Source organism: Solibacillus sp. iso_87, from assembly GCF_056173085.1.
Genome location: NZ_CM149656.1, coordinates 3,504,804 through 3,526,475 on the forward strand (window position 1 = coordinate 3,504,804; position 21,672 = coordinate 3,526,475).

Genomic DNA, 21,672 nt, shown 5'->3' on the forward strand with positions numbered 1-21,672 from the left:
GCCATATTTTATTGCGTTGACGAACATCTATTGCAACATGTTAAACTAGTCAAAAATTATCAATAAAGGAGTTGTCTTTATGTCAGATTATAGCTATCAGTTGTTGGCCATTATTCTTTACATGATTGCGATGCTCGGTATTGGCTGGTATGCCTTCCGAAAAACTAGCAACCTTACAGACTATATGTTAGGCGGGCGCGGTCTCGGTGCAGCTGTAACAGCATTAAGTGCCGGTGCAGCGGATATGTCGGGCTGGCTGTTAATGGGACTTCCAGGTGCAATCTATTTATCAGGACTTGTGGAAGCTTGGATTGCAATCGGATTAACAATCGGTGCTTATTTAAACTGGTTACTAGTTGCACCTCGTTTACGTGTTTATACACAAGTAACAAAGGATTCCATTACAATTCCAAGTTATTTGGATAACCGTTTACGTGATAACACAAAACTATTACGTATCGCATCCGGAATTATCATTTTAGTATTCTTTACATTCTATGTATCTTCCGGAATGGTATCGGGTGGTAAGTTCTTCGAAAGCTCATTCGGAATGGATTATCATACAGGTCTTTTATTCGTATCTGCAGTAGTTGTCGCTTACACTTTATTTGGCGGATTCCTGGCTGTTAGTTATACGGATGTAATTCAAGGTCTTATTATGGTAATTACATTAATTGCAGTGCCTGTATTCGGAATCTTTTTAACAGGTGGTATTGGAGAAACTGTCGATTCCATTAAATCTGTGGATCCCGAAATGTTCAGCCTACTTCCATCTACCGTTACAGCAGCGGCAGTTATTTCTTCCCTTGCATGGGGGCTTGGCTACTTCGGTCAGCCACATATTATTGTACGCTTTATGGCAATCACATCTGTAAAAGAAACAAAGAGTGCGCGTCGTATCGGAATCGGCTGGATGATTTTCAGTTTGCTAGGTGCGATTGCAACAGCACTAGTTGGTGTAGCATACTTCCAGCAACAAGGTACGGAATTAAAAGATCCGGAAACGGTATTTATTGTACTGGGGCAAATTTTATTCCATCCGTTCATCGCAGGGATTGTACTTGCAGCAATTTTAGCAGCAGTTATGAGTACAATTTCGTCACAATTAATCGTTACTTCTTCAGCACTTATTGAAGATATTTATAAAGCTTTATTCAATAAAACTGCGACAGATAAACATTACGTATTTTTAGGTCGTGTCGCTGTACTATTCGTATCTATCTTTGCGGCAATTGTTGCCTGGAATCCTGAAAGCACAATTTTAGGACTGGTAGCATTCGCATGGGCCGGTTTCGGTGCAGCATTTGGTCCAATCATTTTACTATCTCTATTCTGGCGCAAGCTTACAAACTACGGTGCACTTGCCGGAATGGTTGCCGGTGCCGCAGTTGCATTCGTTTGGGGACGTACGGATAGTTTAACAAGCATGCTTTATGAGATTGTACCTGGCTTTATCGCGTGTTTAGTCGTTGCAGTCGTAGTAAGTATGTTGACGTATAAACCAAATGCGGAAATCGAAGAAGAGTTCAATGAAACTCAACGTATTTTAAAAGAAGAGCAATAGTAACAATAAAACGGTATGATCTTTTATAAAGATATACCGTTTTTTTCAATATCCATAAATATTCTTGATGGAGGTTATTTTATGCAACTCGCACAACTATTCCCTTCCCTTAAGCAACATCATACATACCCGACAGCCCATAATTCTGCAACAACGATCTTTTATGATTCACCTAATGCATGCTGGTATGAAATCGCCAAAAGCGAAATAACAGAAAGGGACGCTCTATTATTAAAGCATTTTTATCATGAATGTAGTGAACAAACGGATCCATGGTTACTATTATTGACACAAGGTGTTGTTCCAAAGCCAGCCACTTACTCTTCAATTCGAATTTTACAATATCATATCAATAATGATGCCGAGCAATTAAAATATGCTATCGAACTTTTCTTTATGCATGATGCTTATCTTCTTGAGGTTTCTCCTACTATTTTCTGGATTATTTTGTTTAAAAATTATTCACGGGAAGAACTGGAAGGTTTTATTGCAATACTGGAAAATGACTTCTATTTGCACGGACAACTTTTCATAGGTCAAATACTGCCGGTTTCTGAAATGCTCCACCAATCTTTCTCATCTGAGCAAAAAATGTTTCAGGCCATTTTAGAACGGCAACATCAAACGATTTATACATTTTCTGAATGCTTCCTGACTTTATTGCCTTTGCATTTAAATCTGCCGTTACAACAATACTTGCAGCATACACTGTTCAATAATTTAAACGATGAAATGATCACTACTATTACAACGCTATTTTCCCATAATGGTAATATGTCCTCAGCCGCAAAAGAATTACATATACACCGCAATACGTTGTTATATCGTACACAGCGGTATTTTGAAGAAACTTCATTGGACTTAAAGCGCAGTGACGATCTGTTATTAGCCTATTTAGCAGCACAATTGAATAAACTGACAAAATATCCCTGAAAATTTTAAGCACATTGCACAAAGGCAGCACCCTCTTAATCTTTTATAATATGAAAAAAGGGGGACTGGTTTTTTATGTTAGATTTTGATCACCTTGTAAAACGTTATCCCGATGGCTATGTAGCTGTTGAAAATTTTCATTTAAAGGTTGAACCTGGTGAATTTCTTGTGCTTGTTGGTCCTTCAGGTTGCGGGAAATCTACGACATTGCGGATGGTGGCAGGACTTGAATCGATTTCCGAAGGGGAACTACGCATCGAGGGCAAACGAGTGAATGAAGTGGAGCCAAAAGACCGTGATATTGCAATGGTGTTCCAAAACTACGCTCTTTATCCGCATATGAATGTATATGATAATATGGCTTTTGGCTTGAAGCTGCGTAAATTCTCCAAAGATCAAATTGATAAAAAAGTACGTGAAGCTGCTGCAATTTTAGGGTTATCGGAATTATTGGACAAAAAGCCAAAATCCCTTTCCGGTGGTCAGCGCCAGCGTGTTGCATTAGGACGCGCCATTGTTCGTGATGCGAAACTGTTTTTAATGGATGAACCATTATCGAACTTGGATGCAAAACTTCGTGTACAAATGCGCTCTGAAATCACGAAGCTCCATTACCGTTTAAATACGACGACTATATATGTTACACATGATCAGACGGAAGCTATGACGATGGCTTCACGAATTGTTGTAATGAAAGATGGTGTCATTCAGCAAATCGGAACGCCGCGCGAAGTATACGATACACCTGAAAATGTTTTTGTTGGCGGGTTTATTGGTTCGCCAGCTATGAACTTCCTTCGCGGGAATGTCGTGGGAGAATATTTTGAGATCGCCAGCGAAAAAGTTCGTATTCCCGAAGAAAAATTAAAAGTTTTAAAAGAACAAAACTATACAAACCGGGAAATTATTTTAGGTATCCGCCCTGAAGATATTCATGACGGCAATAAACAAGACTCAAGCAGTATCGTTAAAACAAAAGTGCAAGTAAGCGAATTAACCGGTGCAGAAATGATTGTTTATGCGTCAATTGATGACCAGCAATTTGTAGGGAAAATACATGCGGATGCAGATGTTGCCATGGGGCAGGAGCTTTCACTTAACTTCAATTTATCTAAAGCTCACTTCTTTGATCCGGCGACTGAAATGCGGATTCGCTGATTAGTAAATAATTAAAAGAGCAGTCAGAAAAAATTCTGACTGCTTCTTTTAAATTTTATAGCAGCGCTGCACCTATTAGTCCGGCATTACCTTTATTTAAGCTTGCTTGCACTCTGCCTTTTTTATGTGCAAAGAATGGCAGGCTGAAATACTGATCAACTAAACAGGAAATTTCATCCACAATTTGCGGATGATGATTCATAACTCCTCCGCCTAGTACAACAACATGCGGATCTACCAATAGGATGAAACTATGAACCTTCTGAGCGATTTCTTGCTGCCATTCATGAATGAGCGGCACAATACGTTCATCCTTTTCATAGTAGCGGTCAAAAAATTGCTGTAATGTTTCTTCTTCATTTGTATGCAGCTGTAAATTCTCTAATAAACCAGGTCCAGCACATACTTCTTCAAAAAAAGCACCTGCGCTTGTTAACGAAAAACCGATTTCTCCGGGAATTCCGGCACCTCTTAAAAACTTCCCTTCATGAATGATACAGCATGCAATTCCTGTACTGATTGTGACATAAATGAATGTCTCTTTTTCAAAATGACGGATTTTATATTCTCCATTTGCCGCTGTCATCATATCTGTTTCCATAAAAACTTGAGCTTTCGGAAATGCCATTTCAAGTCTTTGGACGAGCGGAAAATTACGCCATGGCAAGTTTTGCTGAAAGACTACAAGCCCTTGTTGTAAATCCAATATTCCCGGTAGACCGACTGCAACTTTTATAACGTCCCCCTCTTCATCTTCCAGAAGCCTTTGAAAACCCGAAATAATTGCCTCAAATAATGCTTCCGATTGCTGGGGACTCTTTACTTCAATTTGCTTTATTAATTTTTCCGGCTGTTCTTGCTTCGATAAAGCAAGTGCTAATTTTGTCCCTCCGATATCAGCACTTAAAATCCACATTTAGTTCACCTGCTTCACAAAAATTCCGTAGTCTTTCCATACTCTAGTTTTTACGGACCTCCTCTTTCATGCCTGGTAAGCATGTCAAACCAAACTTCGGATAAAAGTCCAATAATGTTTCATTTGCAAACAGGTATAGGATATTCTTTCTTAGTGTTTACTTTTTTCATAAATAATTTCCCCTTCTGAAACTGTCAATAGAACATCTTCGTTTTCATTTATGATATAAAAATCTGCATCTTTACCAATTTCAATTGACCCTTTATTTTCAAATAATCCTAACAGTTTTGCACTGTTTGTTGCAGTCAGCTTAGCCAGTGTCATATCTGATAATCCGAGCCACTCTTTCATATTTTTTCTGGACCTGTTTAAATTGAGCGTACTTCCCGCAAGCAAATCACTTCCGACTAATTTACACAAGCCCTCTTCTACACGAACTTGTTGTCCACCTAAATCATAAATACCGTCTGCTAATTCGGTTGCCCGCATACTGTCTGATATTAATATCATTCGGTCTTCACCAATCGTTCCGTAAATAAAGCGAATCATGTCCGGATGAATATGAAATCCGTCAGCAATGATTTCCAGCATACACTCACTTTGCAGTAAAGCGACCTGCAAGCCTGGCTCCCGGTGATGGATCCCCCTCATACCATTACAGAAATGAGTGGCATTCTGAATAAGCTGTTGTTCCAACAATGCCTTTGTCTCAGCGTATTTGGCATCAGAATGACCGATTGATGCTACAATCCCCTTATTTTTTAAGTACGTTGCAAGCTTGTGGTCTTCATCTAACTCTGCCGCTAGTGTAATAAGCTTAATTTCGTTTTGGGAAGACTCGTTTAGATGGTCAAACATTTCTACAGAAGGCTTTATTATAAACCGATCGGACTGTGCACCTTTTTGAATCGGGTTAATGAAAGGACCTTCTAAATGTATGCCGGCAATTTTGGCACCTCTTACATTGTTCTTCGTATTGGCAATCGATTGTACAACATGCTCGATCTGAGTTTCTGCCGCAGTCATCGTTGTAGCCAAAAAGGTAGTCACCCCGTATTTTGCAAGCGCCTTACTGATTGTATTTAGACTGCTTTCCGTTCCGTCCATAACATCAGCACCGGACATTCCGTGAATATGCTGGTCAATCATTCCCGGCATCATTTTATACGCTGCCTTTGTTTCCACAAGACCAATTTGTTCAGGCAATTCGTCTTTTTTACAAAACCGGACTATTTTTTTGCCTTCAATAACGGCGTAACAATCTTCTTCTATCCGCTGTTCCCGCACAATTTGGAGTGGTCCAATACACCATATTTTTTCCATGAACATTCCCCTCCTCTACCTCGCCTTATATATTCCCAATTATTAGCCTATACTTGTCATTTTTCAAGAAAATTCCTTTTAGAACAAAATAAAACGACAGTCCAATTTAAGAATGGACTGCCGTTTCTAAGAAAAAATTAACGTTTATTAATTTCTTCCATTAAGATTTGGTTTGTTAATTGTGGGTTTGCCTGACCTTTAGAAGCTTTCATAATTTGGCCAAGAAGTGCTTTAATCGCACGGTCTTTACCAGCTTTGAAGTCTTCTACTGATTTTGCATCGTTATCAAGAACAGTTGTTACGAAACCACGGATTACTTCCGGATCAGAAATTTGAACTAAGCCTTTTTCCTTCACGATTTTCGCAGCGTCTCCACCATTCGTTACTAACTCAGTGAATACTTTTTTCGCGATTTTAGAAGAAATTGTACCGTCCGAAATTAATTTCACCATACCAGCCAAGTTTTCAGGTGTTAGAGCTGTATTTTTCAGCTCTTTTTGTTCTGCATTTAAGTATGCAGAAATATCACCCATTAACCAGTTAGCTGATAATTTCGCATCAGCACCTGCATTTACAGTTGCATCAAAGAAATCTGAAATCTCTTTGTTTACAACAAGTACGTTTGCATCATAATCATTTAAGCCTAATTCAGAAACATAACGTGCTTTACGAGCATCCGGTAATTCTGGAATCTCGTTACGTACGCGCTCTACCCATTCATCAGAAATTGAAAGACGCACTAAGTCCGGCTCTGGGAAGTAACGGTAATCATCTGTACCTTCTTTAACACGCATAAGAATTGTTTTACCTGTTTTCTCATCAAAACGGCGTGTTTCCTGCTCAATAACGCCACCAGCCATTAATACTTCTGCTTGGCGGATTTCTTCGTGCTCTAAACCACGACGGACAAAGTTGAATGAGTTCAAGTTTTTAAGCTCAGTTTTCGTACCGAACTCTTCTTGACCGTATGGACGGATTGAAATGTTCGCATCACAACGAAGAGAACCTTCCTCCATACGTACGTCAGAAACGCCTGTATATTGGATGATTGATTTTACTTTTTCAAGATAAGCATACGCTTCGTCCGGCGTGCGGATATCCGGCTCGGAAACGATTTCTACTAATGGCGTACCTTGACGGTTTAAGTCCACTAAAGAATAGCCATCAGCATGCGTTAATTTACCAGCATCTTCTTCCATGTGAAGACGTGTAATGCCGATTTTCTTTTTGTAGCCCGGTGTGTCACCTTTAGCTGGAATTTCGATTTCTACCCAACCGTTTTTACCGATTGGCTTGTCAAATTGTGAAATTTGGTAAGCTTTCGGATTGTCCGGATAGAAGTAGTTTTTACGGTCGAACTTAGTTTCTTGTTCGATTTCCATGTTTAATGCTAAAGAAGCACGCATAGCGTAATCTACTACTTGTTTATTTAATACTGGTAAAACACCTGGATAACCAAGGTCGATTACTGTTGTATTTGTGTTTGGTTCCGCACCAAAGTGGTTTGGACTGCTAGAGAAGATTTTTGAGTTTGTTTTTAACTCAACGTGAATCTCTAAGCCAATGACTGTTTCAAAGTTCATTTTATTTTACCTCCCATAATGCTGGAGTTTGTTTAGCGAAATCTGTCTGTTGCTCATAAGCATAGGCCACACGGTAAAGTGTTTCTTCATCGAAATGCTTACCGATAATTTGTAAACCTAATGGTAATCCGCTTTCAAAGCCGCATGGAACTGAAATTGCCGGTACACCAGCCAAGTTGATTGGAATTGTTAAAATATCGTTTGCGTACATTGTCATTGGGTCATCAATGTTTGCGCCAATAGCGAATGCTGGTGTTGGTGCAGTTGGCCCGATGATTACATCATAGTTTTCGAACACTTTGTCGTAATCAGCTTTGATTAGAGTACGTGCTTGTTGTGCTTTTTTGTAGTAAGCATCATACGTACCAGCTGATAATGAATATGTTCCAAGCATAATACGACGTTTTACCTCATCGCCGAAACCTTCAGCACGAGATTGTTTGTACAGTTCCAATAAGTTTTTCGCGTTTTCTGAACGGTAGCCGTAACGAATACCATCGAAACGTGAAAGGTTTGAAGATGCTTCTGATGAAGAAAGAATGTAATAAGCTGCTAATGCATATTTAGAGTGTGGTAAAGATACCTCTTCTACTGTAGCACCTAAGCCTTTTAATACTTCCAATGCATCTAGCACCGACTGTTTTGCTGCTTCGCCAACGCCTTCACCTAGGAATTCTTTTGGTACAGCAATTTTTAAGCCTTTAACATTGCCGTCTAAAGCGGCTGCATAGTTTGGTACCGGCACATCTGCAGAAGTAGAATCCATTTCGTCTACACCTGAGATTGCTTCAAGTAATAATGCATTGTCTTTTACATTGCGTGTAATTGGTCCGATTTGGTCTAAAGAAGATGCGAATGCAACTAAACCGAAACGAGATACACGACCGTATGTAGGTTTCATTCCTACAACACCACAGTAAGCTGCTGGTTGACGGATTGATCCACCCGTATCAGAACCTAATGAAAATGGTACTTCACCCGCTGCAACTGCTGCTGCAGATGCACCTGAAGAACCACCTGGTACATGCGAAAGGTTCCATGGGTTTTTAGTTGTTTTATAAGCAGAGTTTTCGTTTGAAGAACCCATTGCGAACTCATCCATGTTCAATTTACCGACTGTGATCATGCCTGCATCACGTAATTTTTTTACGATTGTTGCATCGTAAATTGGCATAAAGCCTTCCAGAATTTTAGAAGCACAAGTTGTTTCCAATCCTTCTGTTACGATGTTATCCTTTACGCCAATCGGCATACCGAATAATGGACCGCGCTCCTCAAAAGGAACTTGATCTAATTCAGCTGCTTTTGCAGTTGCTTGTTCTTTATTTAATGCTAAGAAAGCTTGTACATCGCCGTCCAACTTTTCAATGCGGTCAAACGCTTCTTTTGTTAAATCCGCAATTGTTAGTTCACCCGACTTTAAGCTCTCTTGCAATTGTGCTGATGTGCGCTCAAATACTGTCATGCGAGTGGTTCCTCCTATTACTCCATAATTGATGGTACTTTAATTTGACCTGCTTCTTGTTCTTTTACATTCAGCATTACTTTTTCAAGAGGTAAGCCTTCTTTTGCTACGTCCTCGCGAAGTACGTTCACTAAAGGTAAAACATGTGAAGTCGGTTCTACATTTGTTGTATCTAACTCATTTAATTGCTCTGCGAAATCAGTAATTTTACCTAATTGTTCAGCAAATTTCTCTGCTTCCTCTTCTGTAATAGCAAGGCGAGCTAAGTGTGCTACGTGTTTTACTTCTTCTTTCGAAATGTTTGCCATTTGTTACACCTCCAAGTTATCGAATCAAATATACCTCGGCAAAATCGGATCATCCGCCGGGTCTATATGTGGAGTCAGTGATTGTTTTGGATACCCGCTGATTCTACATAAACCATGCCCATAATGATAACATTTTTCCTAGTAAAAATCTCCGCTTTAGGAAAAAATCCAGCAAACAATCCCCCACTTATGACGATTTTTCGCCAAATTAACGCATTAACGTAGTGAAGTAGATATCCTATGCAAAAAGAAAATACCACACTCGTAAAAGTATGGTATTTTTCGGAAGATTTTACTCATAAATATGAACAAAAGGCTTATCTTCATTCGGTTCTTTAATAATTAGTACTTCAGGTCCGTTAACAGAAGTAATACTCACCGAAATATACAGGTCAAGAGGTAAATGATTAAGCATTAAGCCGGTCAAATACTGTGTAAATCCTGTAATTTCAGCTGTTCCGTAAAACTGGATCGGGATTTCGATATCAAGCTTCTGGACTTTTTTGTTTTGGTAAAATCCAGTCGCAAATACACTCGTGAAGTTCGAGAAATATTTGTCGACATCTTGCTTGAAGTTTTGGAAATTCGTATTCAAGTCTCGGTATACATCATCCGGCGAACTCATCGGGAAAGTAACGTATTTTTCATCGATCGCTTTCCACTCACCCAATTCTGTTTTTCCTATATCCGCGAAGTTATAGTCAGTATATGTCCCTGGAACAATCGCATTTCTTTCAGCTTGTTTAAATAAACCAATGACAATCGGAACATCTGCCAGTTCCGGACGGGCACGCAATCGATTGATAACTTCCTGCGCTATTTTTTTACCTTCTGCATCTATTTTCGCATCGGGAATTTTTTGTTCAAAAAATTCTCCATACTGCTCTTTTTGATAATAGTAAACTGAATTTAAAGCTAAACCAATTGAAACACCAGCCAGCTTTACTTTGTTCTCATCGGTTTTTGTTAAATAATTTTGTTCCACAATATGGGCCAAATAAACCGGAGCTTCTGTCGCCTTTACAGTAGGTTCCATTTCCTTGCCTGTCGCCTCATCCACACTTGACGGGTTTAGACCTTGTAACTCCGGGCCTTTGTCTTCTGTTTGGTTTGGACGGGCTAACCAGTATTTCAATGTTTCTTCATCTAAATACTGACCTTCCTGGAAATAGTAGTTTTCCGTATCGAAATGATTTTGTGAAATACGCATTAAGCCTGTTTCCACTTCTTTCATATCGTACTTCGTATAAATATTGGAAACAACTAAACCACGGCTTGCACTTTCCTTATAAGGAATCAATGTGCGATAAAACTTATCGTTTATTTGCATGTTCGGGATAATTGTTGTTTCCACAGCTTGTTCTGTATCTGATTCTTGCGTCAGTTCTGTATCAGGTGTAAGGTTTGGCGCACACGCTGACAACATCGCCGCTACAATTATCGCAGGTATCCAGCGATAACGTTTCATGAGAGCAAGTCCCCTTTACTATATTAATTGTTCGATTAGGCGCACTTCATCCCAAATTTCAATGCCTAAGCTTTGGGCTTTTTCAAGCTTCGAGCCTGCATCTTCTCCGACAATTACAAGGTCTGTTTTTTTACTGACACTCCCTGCAACCGTACCACCTAACTGTTCTATTTTCGCCTTTGCTTCGTTACGTGTCAATTGCTGCAATTTACCTGTCAGTACAATTGTTTTTCCTGCAAAAGGATTTGCCCCTGCTTCCACGACAACTTTCTTGCCTTTATAGGACATATTCAAGCCAAATCCTTTTAAGCGTTCGATTAATTGTTGTACCTGCTCGTTTGCAAAATACGCTACAATCGACTCAGCCATTTTATCACCAATTTCATGAATATCTTTCAATTCCTCTTCAGTAGCGACCATTAGTGCATCGATTGTTTCAAAATGAGCTGCCAAAATCTTGGCTGCTTTTTCACCAACATGGCGTATGCCAAGACCGAACAGTAATCGTTCCAGCGAATTTTCTTTTGACTGAATAAGCGCTTCAACTAAATTCGTCGCCGACTTTTGCCCCATTCGCTCCAGTTTGATCAGCTGCTCTACTGTAAGTTCATAAAGTCCTGCTACATCTTGAATATAGCCTTCGCGCAGCAGCTGTTCGACTACCTTCTCGCCAAGACCATCGATATTCATCGCATTACGGGATACGAAATGCTTCACACCTTCTGCAATTTGCGCAGGACACTGAGGGTTAACGCAGCGTAATGCCACATCAGTATCAATACGTACAACTTCTTCACCGCAAGCAGGACAATGTGTCGGCATTTTATACGGTACGGCGTCATCCGGGCGTTGCTCCAGAACGACTCCTACAATTTGGGGAATAATATCCCCTGCTTTTCGTACGATGACCGTATCATCGATTCGAATGTCCTTTTCACGAATCAGGTCTTCATTGTGCAATGATGCACGGCTTACAGTAGTCCCCGCAACAAGTACCGGTGTTAAAATCGCTGTTGGAGTAATAACACCCGTGCGGCCTACCGTCAATTCAATATCCAATAATTTTGTTATAACTTCTTCAGCCGGGAATTTGTAGGCAATTGCCCAGCGCGGCGATTTTGCTGTAAAGCCAAGCTCATCCTGATGAGCATAGCGGTTCACTTTGATGACGATACCATCAATTTCATATGATAAATTTGGGCGCGCTTCTGTCCACTTTTCTATAAACGCCAAAACGTCCTCAATAGTTTCGCAATACTCACGCTCTTTATTTGATGGGAAACCTAGCTCCTCCAAATACTTGAGCATTTCCCAATGCCCGTCGATGCCATAGCTTTCTCCGTCCCCGCCAACTGCATATATAAACGTCGATAAATTTCGGCTTGCCGCAATTTTCGGATCTAATTGACGCAACGATCCTGCTGCCGCGTTTCGAGGATTTGCAAATAGCTCTTCTCCATTTTCGGCACGACGTTCATTCAGTTTCTCAAAAGATTTTTTTGGCATATAGGCTTCGCCGCGCACTTCTAATGTTACTGGTTCTTTTAAACGTAAAGGAATGGCACGGATTGTTTTCAGGTTGGCTGTAATGTCTTCCCCTACTGTTCCGTCACCACGTGTAGCACCTTGTACAAACACCCCGTTTTCATAGCGCAGAGATATGGCCAAACCATCAATTTTCAGTTCACATACATACGAGTAATTTTTACCGATTGCCTGCTCGATTTTCCGGTCAAAATCACGCAAATCTTCTTCATTGAAAGCATTCGACAAACTGAGCATCGCTGTTTCATGCGTTACCTTTTTAAAGCCTTCCAATACCATACCACCGACACGCTGAGTAGGAGAATCAGGATAAATAAATTCCGGATTTGCTTCTTCTAATGCGATAAGTTCATGTAAAAGCTGATCATATACGCTATCTTCTACTATCGGTTTATCCAGTACATAATACGCAAAGCCATACTCATGAAGAAGCTTGTTCAATTCCGCAATTCTTTGTTCTATTTCATTCATCAAGTGTTCCTCCTAAGCTTTCGTAATCGGCGCAAATTTCGCTAGTAGACGTTTTATTCCAGTTGGTGATGGGAAAGCGATGTCCAGTTCCATACCATCACCTTCACCTTTTACGCTTACGACCATACCGACACCCCATTTACCATGGGCAGCTTTGTCGCCTACTTTCCAGTCAAACTTATCCCCGCCAGTAGAATTTAGGCGTGACGTTTGCGAAGCAGGTGCCTGCACACTTCCTAATGAACGCTTCGGCATACGGTCATAACTGTTCGATTTAAACGGTAATGAATCATCACGATATGAAGTAGTATTTGCTTTTGAAACTTGCTCTAACACATTTTCATCAATTTCGCGTAAAAAACGTGATGGGGCGTTGTAGCCTGTACGACCAAAAATTGTACGAGAGCCCGCACAAGACAAGTAAAGACGCTGTTCTGCCCGAGTCGCACCGACATACATTAAGCGTCGTTCTTCGGCCATTTCATCTTCACTTTCCAATGAACGTGAATGCGGGAATATATTTTCCTCCATCCCAATAATGAACACAACAGGGAATTCCAGCCCTTTTGCGGCATGCATCGTCATTAAAATAATCGTACCTTTTGCCTTTTCTTCTTCATCTAAAGAATCAATATCTGCAATGAGTGCCAGGTCTGTTAAAAAGGCTACTAATGACTGGTCTTCACTGCGCGCTTCAAAAGCCTGTGTTACCGTTAGAAATTCTTCGATATTTTCCAGTCGGCTTTCCGCTTCAATCGATTTTTCCGCTTTCAGCATTTGGCGGTATCCTGATTTTTCAAGCACTTCTTCCACAATCTCTGTTACCGATAATTCCTGCTGACGTTCACTTAATGAACGAATCATATTGTAGAAATTTTCAGCGGAAGTAGCTGCTTTCCCAGAAAGCCCCATAAATACAAGCTCATCCATCGCATCGAAAATCGAACGATCGCGTTCCATCGCATAGACAAGCATTTTATCAAATGAAGTCGCACCAATCGCACGTTTTGGTTCATTGATAATTCTCGCCAGCGACAAGTCATCATCATTGTTCGCAATTAAACGCAAATAAGCAAGCAAGTCTTTAATCTCTTTACGATCATAGAACTTTGTACCGCCAACGATCTGGTAGTTCATATTCGATTTTACGAGCACATCCTCCATTACACGTGACTGTGCGTTTGTACGGTATAAAATCGCAAAATCATCCAGCTTGTAATCTTCGTCCTTCATAAGCTTTTGAATCGTACGTACGACATACTGCGCTTCATCCTGCTCATTTCCCGCTTTGTAAAGCTGAATCTTTTCGCCTTCTGGATTTTCTGTTCGCAGTACTTTTTTATAGCGGTCTTTATTCTTTTCAATGACGCTGTTTGCTGCTTGTAAAATACGCTTTGTCGAACGGTAGTTTTGCTCGAGCATAATAACCTTTGCTTCTTTGTAGTCTTTTTCAAACGATAATATATTTGAAATATCGGCACCGCGCCAACGATAGATCGATTGGTCCGAATCCCCTACAACACAAATATTACGGAATTTCTTCGCAAGTAATTGCACAAGCAAGTATTGAGATTTATTCGTATCTTGATACTCATCAACGTGAATGTACTGGAATTTGTTTTGGTAAAATTCAAGCACGTCCGGCGCTTCATTGAATAGACGGATTGTCAGCATAATTAAATCGTCAAAATCGAGACTTTGATTTTGTCTTAATCGTTTCTGATAGCCTTTATATACTTGTGCGACAATCTTTTCAAATGGATTATGCGGATTCATGTTCGCTTCAAAGCCGTCCACAGTAATGCACTCGTTTTTTGCCGAACTGATCGTATTTAAAATTGCACGCGGATCATATTTTTTCGGATCGATATTATCCTGCTTCAATATATTTTTAATAACCGTCAGCTGATCTGAACTATCTAAAATCGAGAAGCTTTTCGAATAGCCGATCCGGTCAATATTACGTCGCAAAATGCGAACACACATCGAGTGGAATGTGGATACCCACATGCTTTCCGTTGTTCCGTTTCCTAAAATCCCGTCAATTCGTTCACGCATTTCGCGGGCGGCTTTATTTGTAAACGTAATGGCCAGAATTTTCGAAGGATACACTTCACGCTCAACGACTAAATAGGCGATACGGTGTGTCAATACCCGTGTTTTCCCAGAGCCGGCCCCTGCCATAATCAGAAGCGGGCCTTCTGTTGTTTTCACCGCTTCAGCTTGCTGTGGATTCATACCCGCTACTAAATTTTTTGCTATATGCTCCATATTGCACCTTCCTATCTAAAGAACATTTGTTCCTATTATATAACACTTTTTACTGCTTGTACGGTTTTTAATGCCACTTTTAAATCATCATAAATAATATTTCCGACAACTACGGTATTGGCATATGCAGCCATTTCCTTCGCTTGTTCTACGGACCTAATTCCGCCTCCATAAAAGAGCTTTGTTTCATTTAAAACTTCGGCTGTTGCTTTCACCATTTCGATATCACCATATGCACCGCTGTACTCTAGATAAAAAATCGGTAATTTAAAATAGTTTTCGGCCATTCGTGCATAAGCCACTACATCTTCCACCGTCAAATCCGTTTTCGCATCTGTTGCTTGCGCTACTTTACAATCCGGATTCAATATACAGTAGCCCTCCGCTACAAGCTCTTCCCAAATTAGGACATCACCGTATTCTTTAATCGCTTCATGATGCAGATCTTTCACCCATTTTGTATCTCGACTATTCAACACGGACGGAATAAAGTAATAATCATATCCCGGTGTAATGCTGTCTACATTCGAAATTTCCAGCGCAATAGGTACTGAAAAACGACGGACACGGACGAGCAAATCCAGTACACCATCCAACGTTACATCATCTGTCCCGCCAACTAAAATAACATCCGTACCCGATTCGCAAATCTGCTCTAATGCCTCATCCGAAATTTCCTTTGCAGGGTCCAGTTTAAATACATGTCTCCAGTTTAAATATTCCATGAATATATCCACCTATTCTCAAATTTTTTATATTGAACTTTTCATTATCTTAGTTTTTATTGACCATCTCTTAGTATAACGAAATTCGATGAAATATTAAAAGACTGAGCGGATAAATCTGCTCAGTCTTTTAAGCTTGCTCATATATTTATGATCGGGCGCTTCTTTACTTTGACGTAAATGGCTTTTCATCTGGATAAAGACGGCCCAGCATTTCATCATAAGTGTCATTTCCGTAATCAAAGCAACGGCGTACACGGGAAATTGTTGCTGTTGAAGCACCTGTTTCCTTTTTGATTGTTTCATACGTTTTTTTCAAACGTAATAAATGTGCAACTTCAAATCGCTGTGCCAATGACTGAATTTCACTAATCGTGCACAAGTCATCGAAAAATTTATAGCATTCCTCAATATCTTTTAACTCTAGGACCGCTTTAAACAACTGATCTGTTTGATGACCGCGAATTTTTTCAATTTGCATGTGCCCACCATTTCCTCTCTACTCTGAATATATAACAGATGCCGCTAGACCTGGAGATGTTGGTACGAAATGTATCCATGTCTTTCCTTGAACTAACTTTACTTCCGATCCATCTTCTTCGACTGCCACCAGCAGGCCATCTGCATTTTTCCATTTCACTTCACGTATCATCCCTGCCTGGGCAACATACGCGTTGCCGCCACCAGTAATTGTAATGTCGCGTCGACCAGCATTGTCTACAATTCGATGAGGCATTTCAAAAAATAAAATGTTGGCTAATTCGATAGATTCATTTGTTTCGTAATCTATTGTTTCTACATTTGCAGAATAACGCTTGTACTGATTCGTTTCCGCATTGTAAACGTACTGACTATTAAATGAACCACTATTATTGTATTTTACCGATACTTCATTAGCCGTTGTTCCTATTTTAACATTATCTTCGGCTTCATAAAATGGGTAGGCCACTTTTTTCTGATAAAGTAGTGAAGTCCCCACTTTTTCAGCACCTGCCTTTACATTTTCGCCTGAAATATAAGAATTGTGAGGAGCCACACGTGTTGATGAACGTTTAAAGTAAGTACCATCATAGTGCATTCCATTTATATTATCGACAACTCTTTGTTCAAGCATCGATTTCGCTTCAGGACTGTATCCGTGCGCAATATAAAACGCGTCAAGCCCTTTTGCGATATCAATAAAGTACGATCGCGCACTACGAATCGGTCCGATAGATTCAGGAAGTTCAGACTGGTAAAGTGCTAAAAAGCGTGTCACATCACCTTCCGCCAGCATTTCATATACAACATCCGCCTGTGCAAGTCCAGATTGCGGTCGTGCTTGCGGATGGTTATTGATCGTTGCAAGTATTGGGCGCATCGTTACTTCTTCCGCTACTCGTTCCCCTGTAAAAGGTGTAACAAATGGCAGTATTTCTTCCGCCTCCGCTACAATAATATCTTCCTCTACTTCCGTTTCTTCTATCTCTACAACAGGTTCCTCTGTTTGTTCTTTATCGGAACAACCTGTCGTTAAGGTTATGCCTAATAGCGCTAACATAAATATACTGCGTTTCATCGTGCTACTCCTCTCATTTTTATAGGTTTATCGCATTACAGCAGGTAGCATAACCTTATTTTTCATGACATCAAAAATCCCACGTGTCGTAATTCGAATATATGGTAAATGTGTCGATTGTAAAAACAGCAATGTGTAAATTGCATCTGTATGGTGATAACCACGTTTTTTCAAAGCACTCTTCAATTCCAGTTCAAGCGGAATTACTTCATCCACTGTCCCATCGTAAATAGAGCCGGCCAATGTTAAAGGAATACTTGTTACGATTTGATCATCTTCAACAAGCACAATCCCGCCATTCATTTTCTTCAGTTCTCGGAACGCATGCTGCATATCGTGCATCGATTTTCCGATTAAAATTATATCTCCAGTATTGGAATACGATGAAGCAAAGCCTTTTACATGTGTAGCAAATCCTTTAATCATCGTATTAATGCGCCATTTCCCATTCCGGTCAACTAGCATTAAATAGCTTTCATCATGTTCTGTAGATAATGTATGATGATGATGTCCGAGATTTTTTATACTATACGGCTTCGTAATAACATCATTCACCATTTCAACGCCAATCGGCATCGAAAATTGAAAATCTCCTTCATGCAAATCAAAATCAATTTTCAAATTACCGAATAGTGATAAGTCAACTTCCGGAAATGCTTTCAAATCTTTATTGTCGCGCTTTAGCCATACTCCTTTTGAAATGACTGCTTCAGGTGTCGGCGAATATTCGTCCGATAAAATATTAATATTTGCATAACGTCCTGTAGCAAGCAGCCCATGCAGATTTGACATATTATAATAGCGTGCAACATTATAACTTGCCATATTATAAGCGTCAACCGGACGCACACCTGCTTCAAGGGCGGCCCTAATACATTTATCCATCACACCATCTTCATGGAAGCTCGGTGTGGATCCATCTGTCGTCATCATTAACTGATCAAATATTTCGTAGCCTTTATCGACAACCGCTTTTAATAAATGCGGCAAATCCGGGCGAATTGAAGAATAGCGGAGAGTTACAGCATAACCATGCTGCAAACGCGCTTCAATATCTTCAATCGTCATTGATTCATGGTCACCATCGACTCCTAGTAAACGCATTTTAGCCAACGTTTTTTCGGATGCTCCCGGTAAATGTCCTTCGATTTTTTTCCCCTTATGCTTAGCTGCCTGAATCCAGTAGAGCATTTGATCATCCCCGCGCATCAAACGTGGCCATCCTGTCAGTTCCCCGCCGAGCAGTACGTCATGACGGTCAAGCCATTCCAATACTGAGGCATTTGAATATAATTCCCTTTCATTTTCAAGCTCCGTTTGTGAATCGAAGCGACTCCACCAGTAAAATGAAAATGGCAATTTAGCAAGCTCATCCATAAAAGAAAACGCTTTCTTATTTTTCATTAAAGAAACAAGAGTCATATTGTCTGAAATGAATGTAGTCGTGCCTGTCTGTGCACTGAATTCTGCGAAGCTGTGGGGATTGTACAATTGAAAAGGATGTACATGCGGCTCGATATAACCTGGTACAACTACTTTTCCGACCAGATCAATAACCTCTGTACCTTCTACATTTGCAGGCAGTTCCTTCCCAACATAAATGATGCGGTCATTGGATATCCAGATGTTCCCTGTTGTCCAACTTTTCATCATACTATGTAAGTACTTTGCATTTTTTAAAACTAGACTCGGAGCAGCATGCCCATCAATGATACTCACTTGCTCTCGAATATTACTTAACTTCCAACTAATTTCCGGCATATTCTGCACTCCTTTCAACTTTTCCACCATAATATAAGGACGCTCATAACTTTTCCAAGATGCTTATACCAGCTCTAAAAAATATACTGCTGCGATTCAAGTAGCTTCAGCAATTGTCTATAACAGCTGCTGAAGCTAGATTAATGCGTATCAATTTAAAAGAAAAACACATACTTAATTCAATATATTTTGCTTTATGTAGGCAATTGCTACAATATTCCTTTTGGTGAATTAATCGTAACATAGCACTTTCATAAAGCAAAGTGTTTCCAAAATAATTTTGAAATTTTCTAAAAAAAGGAGTGAAGTATAATTGCTAACCCCCAATATTTCTGAAACAAACGCTTTCATCCGTATGATGTGCGGTGTTGCAATGACCGCATTTGGTGTCGGGAGAATTGCTCATAAACCTCAATGTACAGTTGGTCGTATGATGATTCTTGCCGGCTCAATGAAAGTGGCCGAAGGATATTATCAATATTGTCCAGTAGTCGCAATGGCCAAATCAGAACAGATGAACGAAATGATGCCCGTCAATGATTAAGAGGTGGATCTAGGGTATGTTGATTAATTTTATGTATGGTCAGTGTTCACATTAAAAAAAAAGCGCTATATTGTTCGATTGAATATAGCGCTTTCTACGTATTATTAGGATTTTTTATATTTAAAATTAAGAAATTGTAATACCAGCACTTGCCGTACCTGTAATTGCAGTAACTACAGTGATTCCTGTTCCAGTAAGTGAGTAAACCATTACTAAACGGTCACCTTGTGCTACAGGAACTGGTGGCACATTTGCTGATCCATATGATGTTTGACCTATAGATAGAAGGCCTGTAAATGGTGGTGTCAACGTAACTCTAGCATTTGTAGCAGTGAAGATCGAACTTCCTGCAGGTGCACGGTAAATTTGAGCAGTAACCGAGACAGATCCTAAACCAAGATCAAGCGCAGCTAGTGAAGTGAATGATGCAGAAATTGCTGTAATACTGCCATTGCGTGGAACTGAAAAAGCTTCAGTGAATACACCTGTTAAGTCAAGTGTATTCCCTACAATTGTTACCCCAGGAATCGCAGTACCAAATCCAATTAAACTCGATGTACCAACTAATCCTCCAACAAGTGTAGTTAAAGCAACTGCCGTAATACCAGAAGAGAATGGAATGATCGATCCTGTATTTGGTGGTGTACAACCCGGTCTAACAGCTCTGAATGGTCCTAGGTTAACACAGTTTGATCCACATGGCTGTATATTACAAATATTCATACTTTTAGAACACATACACATAATTTTCACCTCCTTCGCAATTATTCTATTCACCAATCAATAGAATCCAAGGGCAATTAACTAGTAATCAAATTTTGAATTTAGTTTTTTAAATCAGCAAATTGACAGCTTGTTCGGGCAAAAAAATAAAATCATCCTATCACTAGGATGATTTTAAAATGGTTTTCTATTTATTTTCGAAAAATATTAAAGAATGATGAATTCCACTGTTTCTTCGTTTTTTCTTCTCCAGAATCTGTATTATTTATGCTTTCTTCAATCGATAATTCAAAAATTTCCGGCTGTGCATCTTCCTTCATTGAACTGCCTTCATTTACATCACTTAAATCGATTGTTTGTATTTTTTCATTTATAGACTCTACTTCATGAAGTTCAGGACTTACGATGCTACTTTCAGTTACATTCCTTATTAGTGTAGGAATCGTTTCTTCGGGCTCATTCGCTGGCTCAGAGGAACTAGAGGCTTTATTTAAATTCGGCAAAAAGGCGACTTCACCTTTTGATGATTTATTAGGTTTGAGAGAAGCTTTGTTCAAAGAATTTCTATTTACATTTTGATGTGTCTGTTGGTTGATTGTCTGGAAATAACGCTGATTAAAATAACGATCATCAATTTGATCTGCATTATATTCTATACGCTCTTCCGGTTTTGTCTTCTCTTCTTCATTTTGTAGTTGGATGACTTGATTTGTTAAATTTCTCAACTGTATATACGATGGTTGATTCGGCAGGGACGGTGCAGGTACATTTTCCGGAGTTCCGTTATGAATATATTTCATCGTACTGGCCGGCTTCGGCGTACTTGGTTTTTCAGCTAACGGCTGCTCTTTCTTTACCTCTTCCGCCTTCTCTTCTTTAACATTATTTAGCTTCTTCGATATTAATACAATTTCTTTACCCATTTCTTCAACCGTCTTATTTAATGAAGCAATCTGCATTTCAAATTGTCTTGCTTGTTCTTCATATATTACATTTTGAGTATGTTGTTTTACTTCCATTGTTTTTGTTAAGTCTTCAATATATGCTAATTGACTTTTTAATGTTTCGAATTCATTCTTCATCATTTGAAAATCTTCAAACGATGTCCCCATTTTCAGTGTCATCAATGTATTTCTGTACCCAGAGATTTTCAATTTCAACTTTTCGATTTCCTGGAGAGTATAGGTTGTGGATTCTTCCATTATCATTCACCCCTTTCAATCCGCATCTCTTCATATTTTATTGACGTTAACTGATGTATGTGACAACACTTCACCTTTGCTGTCATTTTTAATTATAAAGTCACACATATAGGCTATAAGCTTTCATTCTTCCAAGGAACCTGTTTTACAGAAT

The 21,672-nt window shown here is 39.6% G+C and carries 18 protein-coding genes; 4 read left to right on the forward strand and 14 right to left on the reverse strand.

What is annotated here, in order from left to right; all coding sequences use genetic code 11:
- The first annotated feature begins 79 nt into the window (after nt 1-79).
- The 3 genes from putP to AC0VXV_RS17945 all read left to right on the forward strand — a co-directional run bounded on the left by putP (nt 80) and on the right by AC0VXV_RS17945 (nt 3,655).
- A complete protein-coding gene (gene putP / locus AC0VXV_RS17935) occupies nt 80-1,564 on the forward strand; it encodes a sodium/proline symporter PutP (protein WP_475529531.1) in 1,485 nt (494 codons plus the stop codon).
- An 81-nt stretch (nt 1,565-1,645) separates the two neighbouring features.
- Nucleotides 1,646-2,497, forward strand: coding sequence for a helix-turn-helix domain-containing protein (locus AC0VXV_RS17940; RefSeq protein ID WP_475529532.1), 852 nt, complete (start codon nt 1,646-1,648; stop codon nt 2,495-2,497).
- A 75-nt stretch (nt 2,498-2,572) separates the two neighbouring features.
- Complete coding sequence (locus AC0VXV_RS17945; protein ID WP_475529533.1) at nt 2,573-3,655, forward strand: ABC transporter ATP-binding protein; 1,083 nt, start codon at nt 2,573-2,575, stop codon at nt 3,653-3,655.
- Between the two features lie 55 nt (nt 3,656-3,710).
- Here the strand turns inward: AC0VXV_RS17945 and AC0VXV_RS17950 are convergent, their stop codons facing one another.
- From AC0VXV_RS17950 to AC0VXV_RS18005, 12 genes are all read right to left on the reverse strand, one after another.
- A complete protein-coding gene (locus tag AC0VXV_RS17950; RefSeq protein WP_475529534.1) occupies nt 3,711-4,571 on the reverse strand; it encodes an ROK family protein in 861 nt (286 codons plus the stop codon).
- Nucleotides 4,572-4,721: 150 nt separating this feature from the next.
- The gene (gene nagA / locus AC0VXV_RS17955) at nt 4,722-5,894 is read right to left on the reverse strand and encodes an N-acetylglucosamine-6-phosphate deacetylase (RefSeq protein WP_475529535.1); all 1,173 of its coding nucleotides are present in this window, start codon (nt 5,892-5,894) and stop codon (nt 4,722-4,724) included.
- A 137-nt stretch (nt 5,895-6,031) separates the two neighbouring features.
- Complete coding sequence (gatB, locus tag AC0VXV_RS17960; protein ID WP_008409014.1) at nt 6,032-7,477, reverse strand: Asp-tRNA(Asn)/Glu-tRNA(Gln) amidotransferase subunit GatB; 1,446 nt, start codon at nt 7,475-7,477, stop codon at nt 6,032-6,034.
- A gap of 1 nt (nt 7,478) precedes the next feature.
- Nucleotides 7,479-8,942: an Asp-tRNA(Asn)/Glu-tRNA(Gln) amidotransferase subunit GatA gene (gene gatA / locus AC0VXV_RS17965; RefSeq protein ID WP_475529536.1), complete on the reverse strand. Its 1,464-nt coding sequence runs from the start codon at nt 8,940-8,942 to the stop codon at nt 7,479-7,481.
- 17 nt (nt 8,943-8,959) lie between these two features.
- Nucleotides 8,960-9,250 carry an Asp-tRNA(Asn)/Glu-tRNA(Gln) amidotransferase subunit GatC gene (gene gatC, locus AC0VXV_RS17970; protein ID WP_079523753.1) on the reverse strand — a complete coding sequence of 97 codons (291 nt, stop codon included), beginning with the start codon at nt 9,248-9,250 and terminating at the stop codon, nt 8,960-8,962.
- A 292-nt stretch (nt 9,251-9,542) separates the two neighbouring features.
- Nucleotides 9,543-10,718 carry a CamS family sex pheromone protein gene (locus AC0VXV_RS17975; RefSeq protein ID WP_475529537.1) on the reverse strand — a complete coding sequence of 392 codons (1,176 nt, stop codon included), beginning with the start codon at nt 10,716-10,718 and terminating at the stop codon, nt 9,543-9,545.
- A gap of 18 nt (nt 10,719-10,736) precedes the next feature.
- Nucleotides 10,737-12,734, reverse strand: a complete 1,998-nt coding sequence (gene ligA, locus AC0VXV_RS17980) for an NAD-dependent DNA ligase LigA (protein ID WP_475529538.1) — start codon at nt 12,732-12,734, stop codon at nt 10,737-10,739.
- A gap of 12 nt (nt 12,735-12,746) precedes the next feature.
- Nucleotides 12,747-15,005, reverse strand: coding sequence for a DNA helicase PcrA (gene pcrA, locus AC0VXV_RS17985; RefSeq protein WP_475529539.1), 2,259 nt, complete (start codon nt 15,003-15,005; stop codon nt 12,747-12,749).
- A gap of 35 nt (nt 15,006-15,040) precedes the next feature.
- Nucleotides 15,041-15,730: a heptaprenylglyceryl phosphate synthase gene (pcrB, locus tag AC0VXV_RS17990; protein WP_475529540.1), complete on the reverse strand. Its 690-nt coding sequence runs from the start codon at nt 15,728-15,730 to the stop codon at nt 15,041-15,043.
- Between the two features lie 166 nt (nt 15,731-15,896).
- Nucleotides 15,897-16,211 (reverse strand): YerC/YecD family TrpR-related protein, encoded by a 315-nt coding sequence (locus AC0VXV_RS17995; protein WP_008408714.1) that lies wholly within the window; start codon nt 16,209-16,211, stop codon nt 15,897-15,899.
- A gap of 18 nt (nt 16,212-16,229) precedes the next feature.
- Nucleotides 16,230-17,288, reverse strand: coding sequence for a DUF3048 domain-containing protein (locus AC0VXV_RS18000; RefSeq protein WP_475529541.1), 1,059 nt, complete (start codon nt 17,286-17,288; stop codon nt 16,230-16,232).
- A 27-nt stretch (nt 17,289-17,315) separates the two neighbouring features.
- A complete protein-coding gene (locus tag AC0VXV_RS18005) occupies nt 17,316-19,049 on the reverse strand; it encodes an adenine deaminase C-terminal domain-containing protein (RefSeq protein WP_475529542.1) in 1,734 nt (577 codons plus the stop codon).
- A 313-nt stretch (nt 19,050-19,362) separates the two neighbouring features.
- Here AC0VXV_RS18005 and AC0VXV_RS18010 point away from each other — a divergent pair, with 313 nt between their 5' ends.
- Nucleotides 19,363-19,593, forward strand: a complete 231-nt coding sequence (locus AC0VXV_RS18010) for a YgaP-like transmembrane domain (RefSeq protein WP_079523760.1) — start codon at nt 19,363-19,365, stop codon at nt 19,591-19,593.
- A gap of 126 nt (nt 19,594-19,719) precedes the next feature.
- Here AC0VXV_RS18010 and AC0VXV_RS18015 read toward each other — a convergent pair whose 3' ends face one another.
- Nucleotides 19,720-20,337, reverse strand: coding sequence for an exosporium glycoprotein BclB-related protein (locus AC0VXV_RS18015; protein WP_475529543.1), 618 nt, complete (start codon nt 20,335-20,337; stop codon nt 19,720-19,722).
- Between the two features lie 170 nt (nt 20,338-20,507).
- Nucleotides 20,508-21,518: a hypothetical protein gene (locus tag AC0VXV_RS18020; protein ID WP_475529544.1), complete on the reverse strand. Its 1,011-nt coding sequence runs from the start codon at nt 21,516-21,518 to the stop codon at nt 20,508-20,510.
- Nucleotides 21,519-21,672: the final 154 nt, after the last annotated feature.

What these genes read in the sequence shown, in the direction of transcription:
- putP (WP_475529531.1), top strand. Translation starts at nt 80, where the DNA reads ATGTCAGATTATAGCTATCAGTTGTTGGCCATTATTCTTTACATGATT.
- AC0VXV_RS17940 (WP_475529532.1), top strand. Translation starts at nt 1,646, where the DNA reads ATGCAACTCGCACAACTATTCCCTTCCCTTAAGCAACATCATACATAC.
- AC0VXV_RS17945 (WP_475529533.1), top strand. Translation starts at nt 2,573, where the DNA reads ATGTTAGATTTTGATCACCTTGTAAAACGTTATCCCGATGGCTATGTA.
- AC0VXV_RS17950 (WP_475529534.1), bottom strand. Translation starts at nt 4,571, where the DNA reads ATGTGGATTTTAAGTGCTGATATCGGAGGGACAAAATTAGCACTTGCT.
- nagA (WP_475529535.1), bottom strand. Translation starts at nt 5,894, where the DNA reads ATGGAAAAAATATGGTGTATTGGACCACTCCAAATTGTGCGGGAACAG.
- gatB (WP_008409014.1), bottom strand. Translation starts at nt 7,477, where the DNA reads ATGAACTTTGAAACAGTCATTGGCTTAGAGATTCACGTTGAGTTAAAA.
- gatA (WP_475529536.1), bottom strand. Translation starts at nt 8,942, where the DNA reads ATGACAGTATTTGAGCGCACATCAGCACAATTGCAAGAGAGCTTAAAG.
- gatC (WP_079523753.1), bottom strand. Translation starts at nt 9,250, where the DNA reads ATGGCAAACATTTCGAAAGAAGAAGTAAAACACGTAGCACACTTAGCT.
- AC0VXV_RS17975 (WP_475529537.1), bottom strand. Translation starts at nt 10,718, where the DNA reads ATGAAACGTTATCGCTGGATACCTGCGATAATTGTAGCGGCGATGTTG.
- ligA (WP_475529538.1), bottom strand. Translation starts at nt 12,734, where the DNA reads ATGAATGAAATAGAACAAAGAATTGCGGAATTGAACAAGCTTCTTCAT.
- pcrA (WP_475529539.1), bottom strand. Translation starts at nt 15,005, where the DNA reads ATGGAGCATATAGCAAAAAATTTAGTAGCGGGTATGAATCCACAGCAA.
- pcrB (WP_475529540.1), bottom strand. Translation starts at nt 15,730, where the DNA reads ATGGAATATTTAAACTGGAGACATGTATTTAAACTGGACCCTGCAAAG.
- AC0VXV_RS17995 (WP_008408714.1), bottom strand. Translation starts at nt 16,211, where the DNA reads ATGCAAATTGAAAAAATTCGCGGTCATCAAACAGATCAGTTGTTTAAA.
- AC0VXV_RS18000 (WP_475529541.1), bottom strand. Translation starts at nt 17,288, where the DNA reads ATGAAACGCAGTATATTTATGTTAGCGCTATTAGGCATAACCTTAACG.
- AC0VXV_RS18005 (WP_475529542.1), bottom strand. Translation starts at nt 19,049, where the DNA reads ATGCCGGAAATTAGTTGGAAGTTAAGTAATATTCGAGAGCAAGTGAGT.
- AC0VXV_RS18015 (WP_475529543.1), bottom strand. Translation starts at nt 20,337, where the DNA reads ATGTGTATGTGTTCTAAAAGTATGAATATTTGTAATATACAGCCATGT.
- AC0VXV_RS18020 (WP_475529544.1), bottom strand. Translation starts at nt 21,518, where the DNA reads ATGGAAGAATCCACAACCTATACTCTCCAGGAAATCGAAAAGTTGAAA.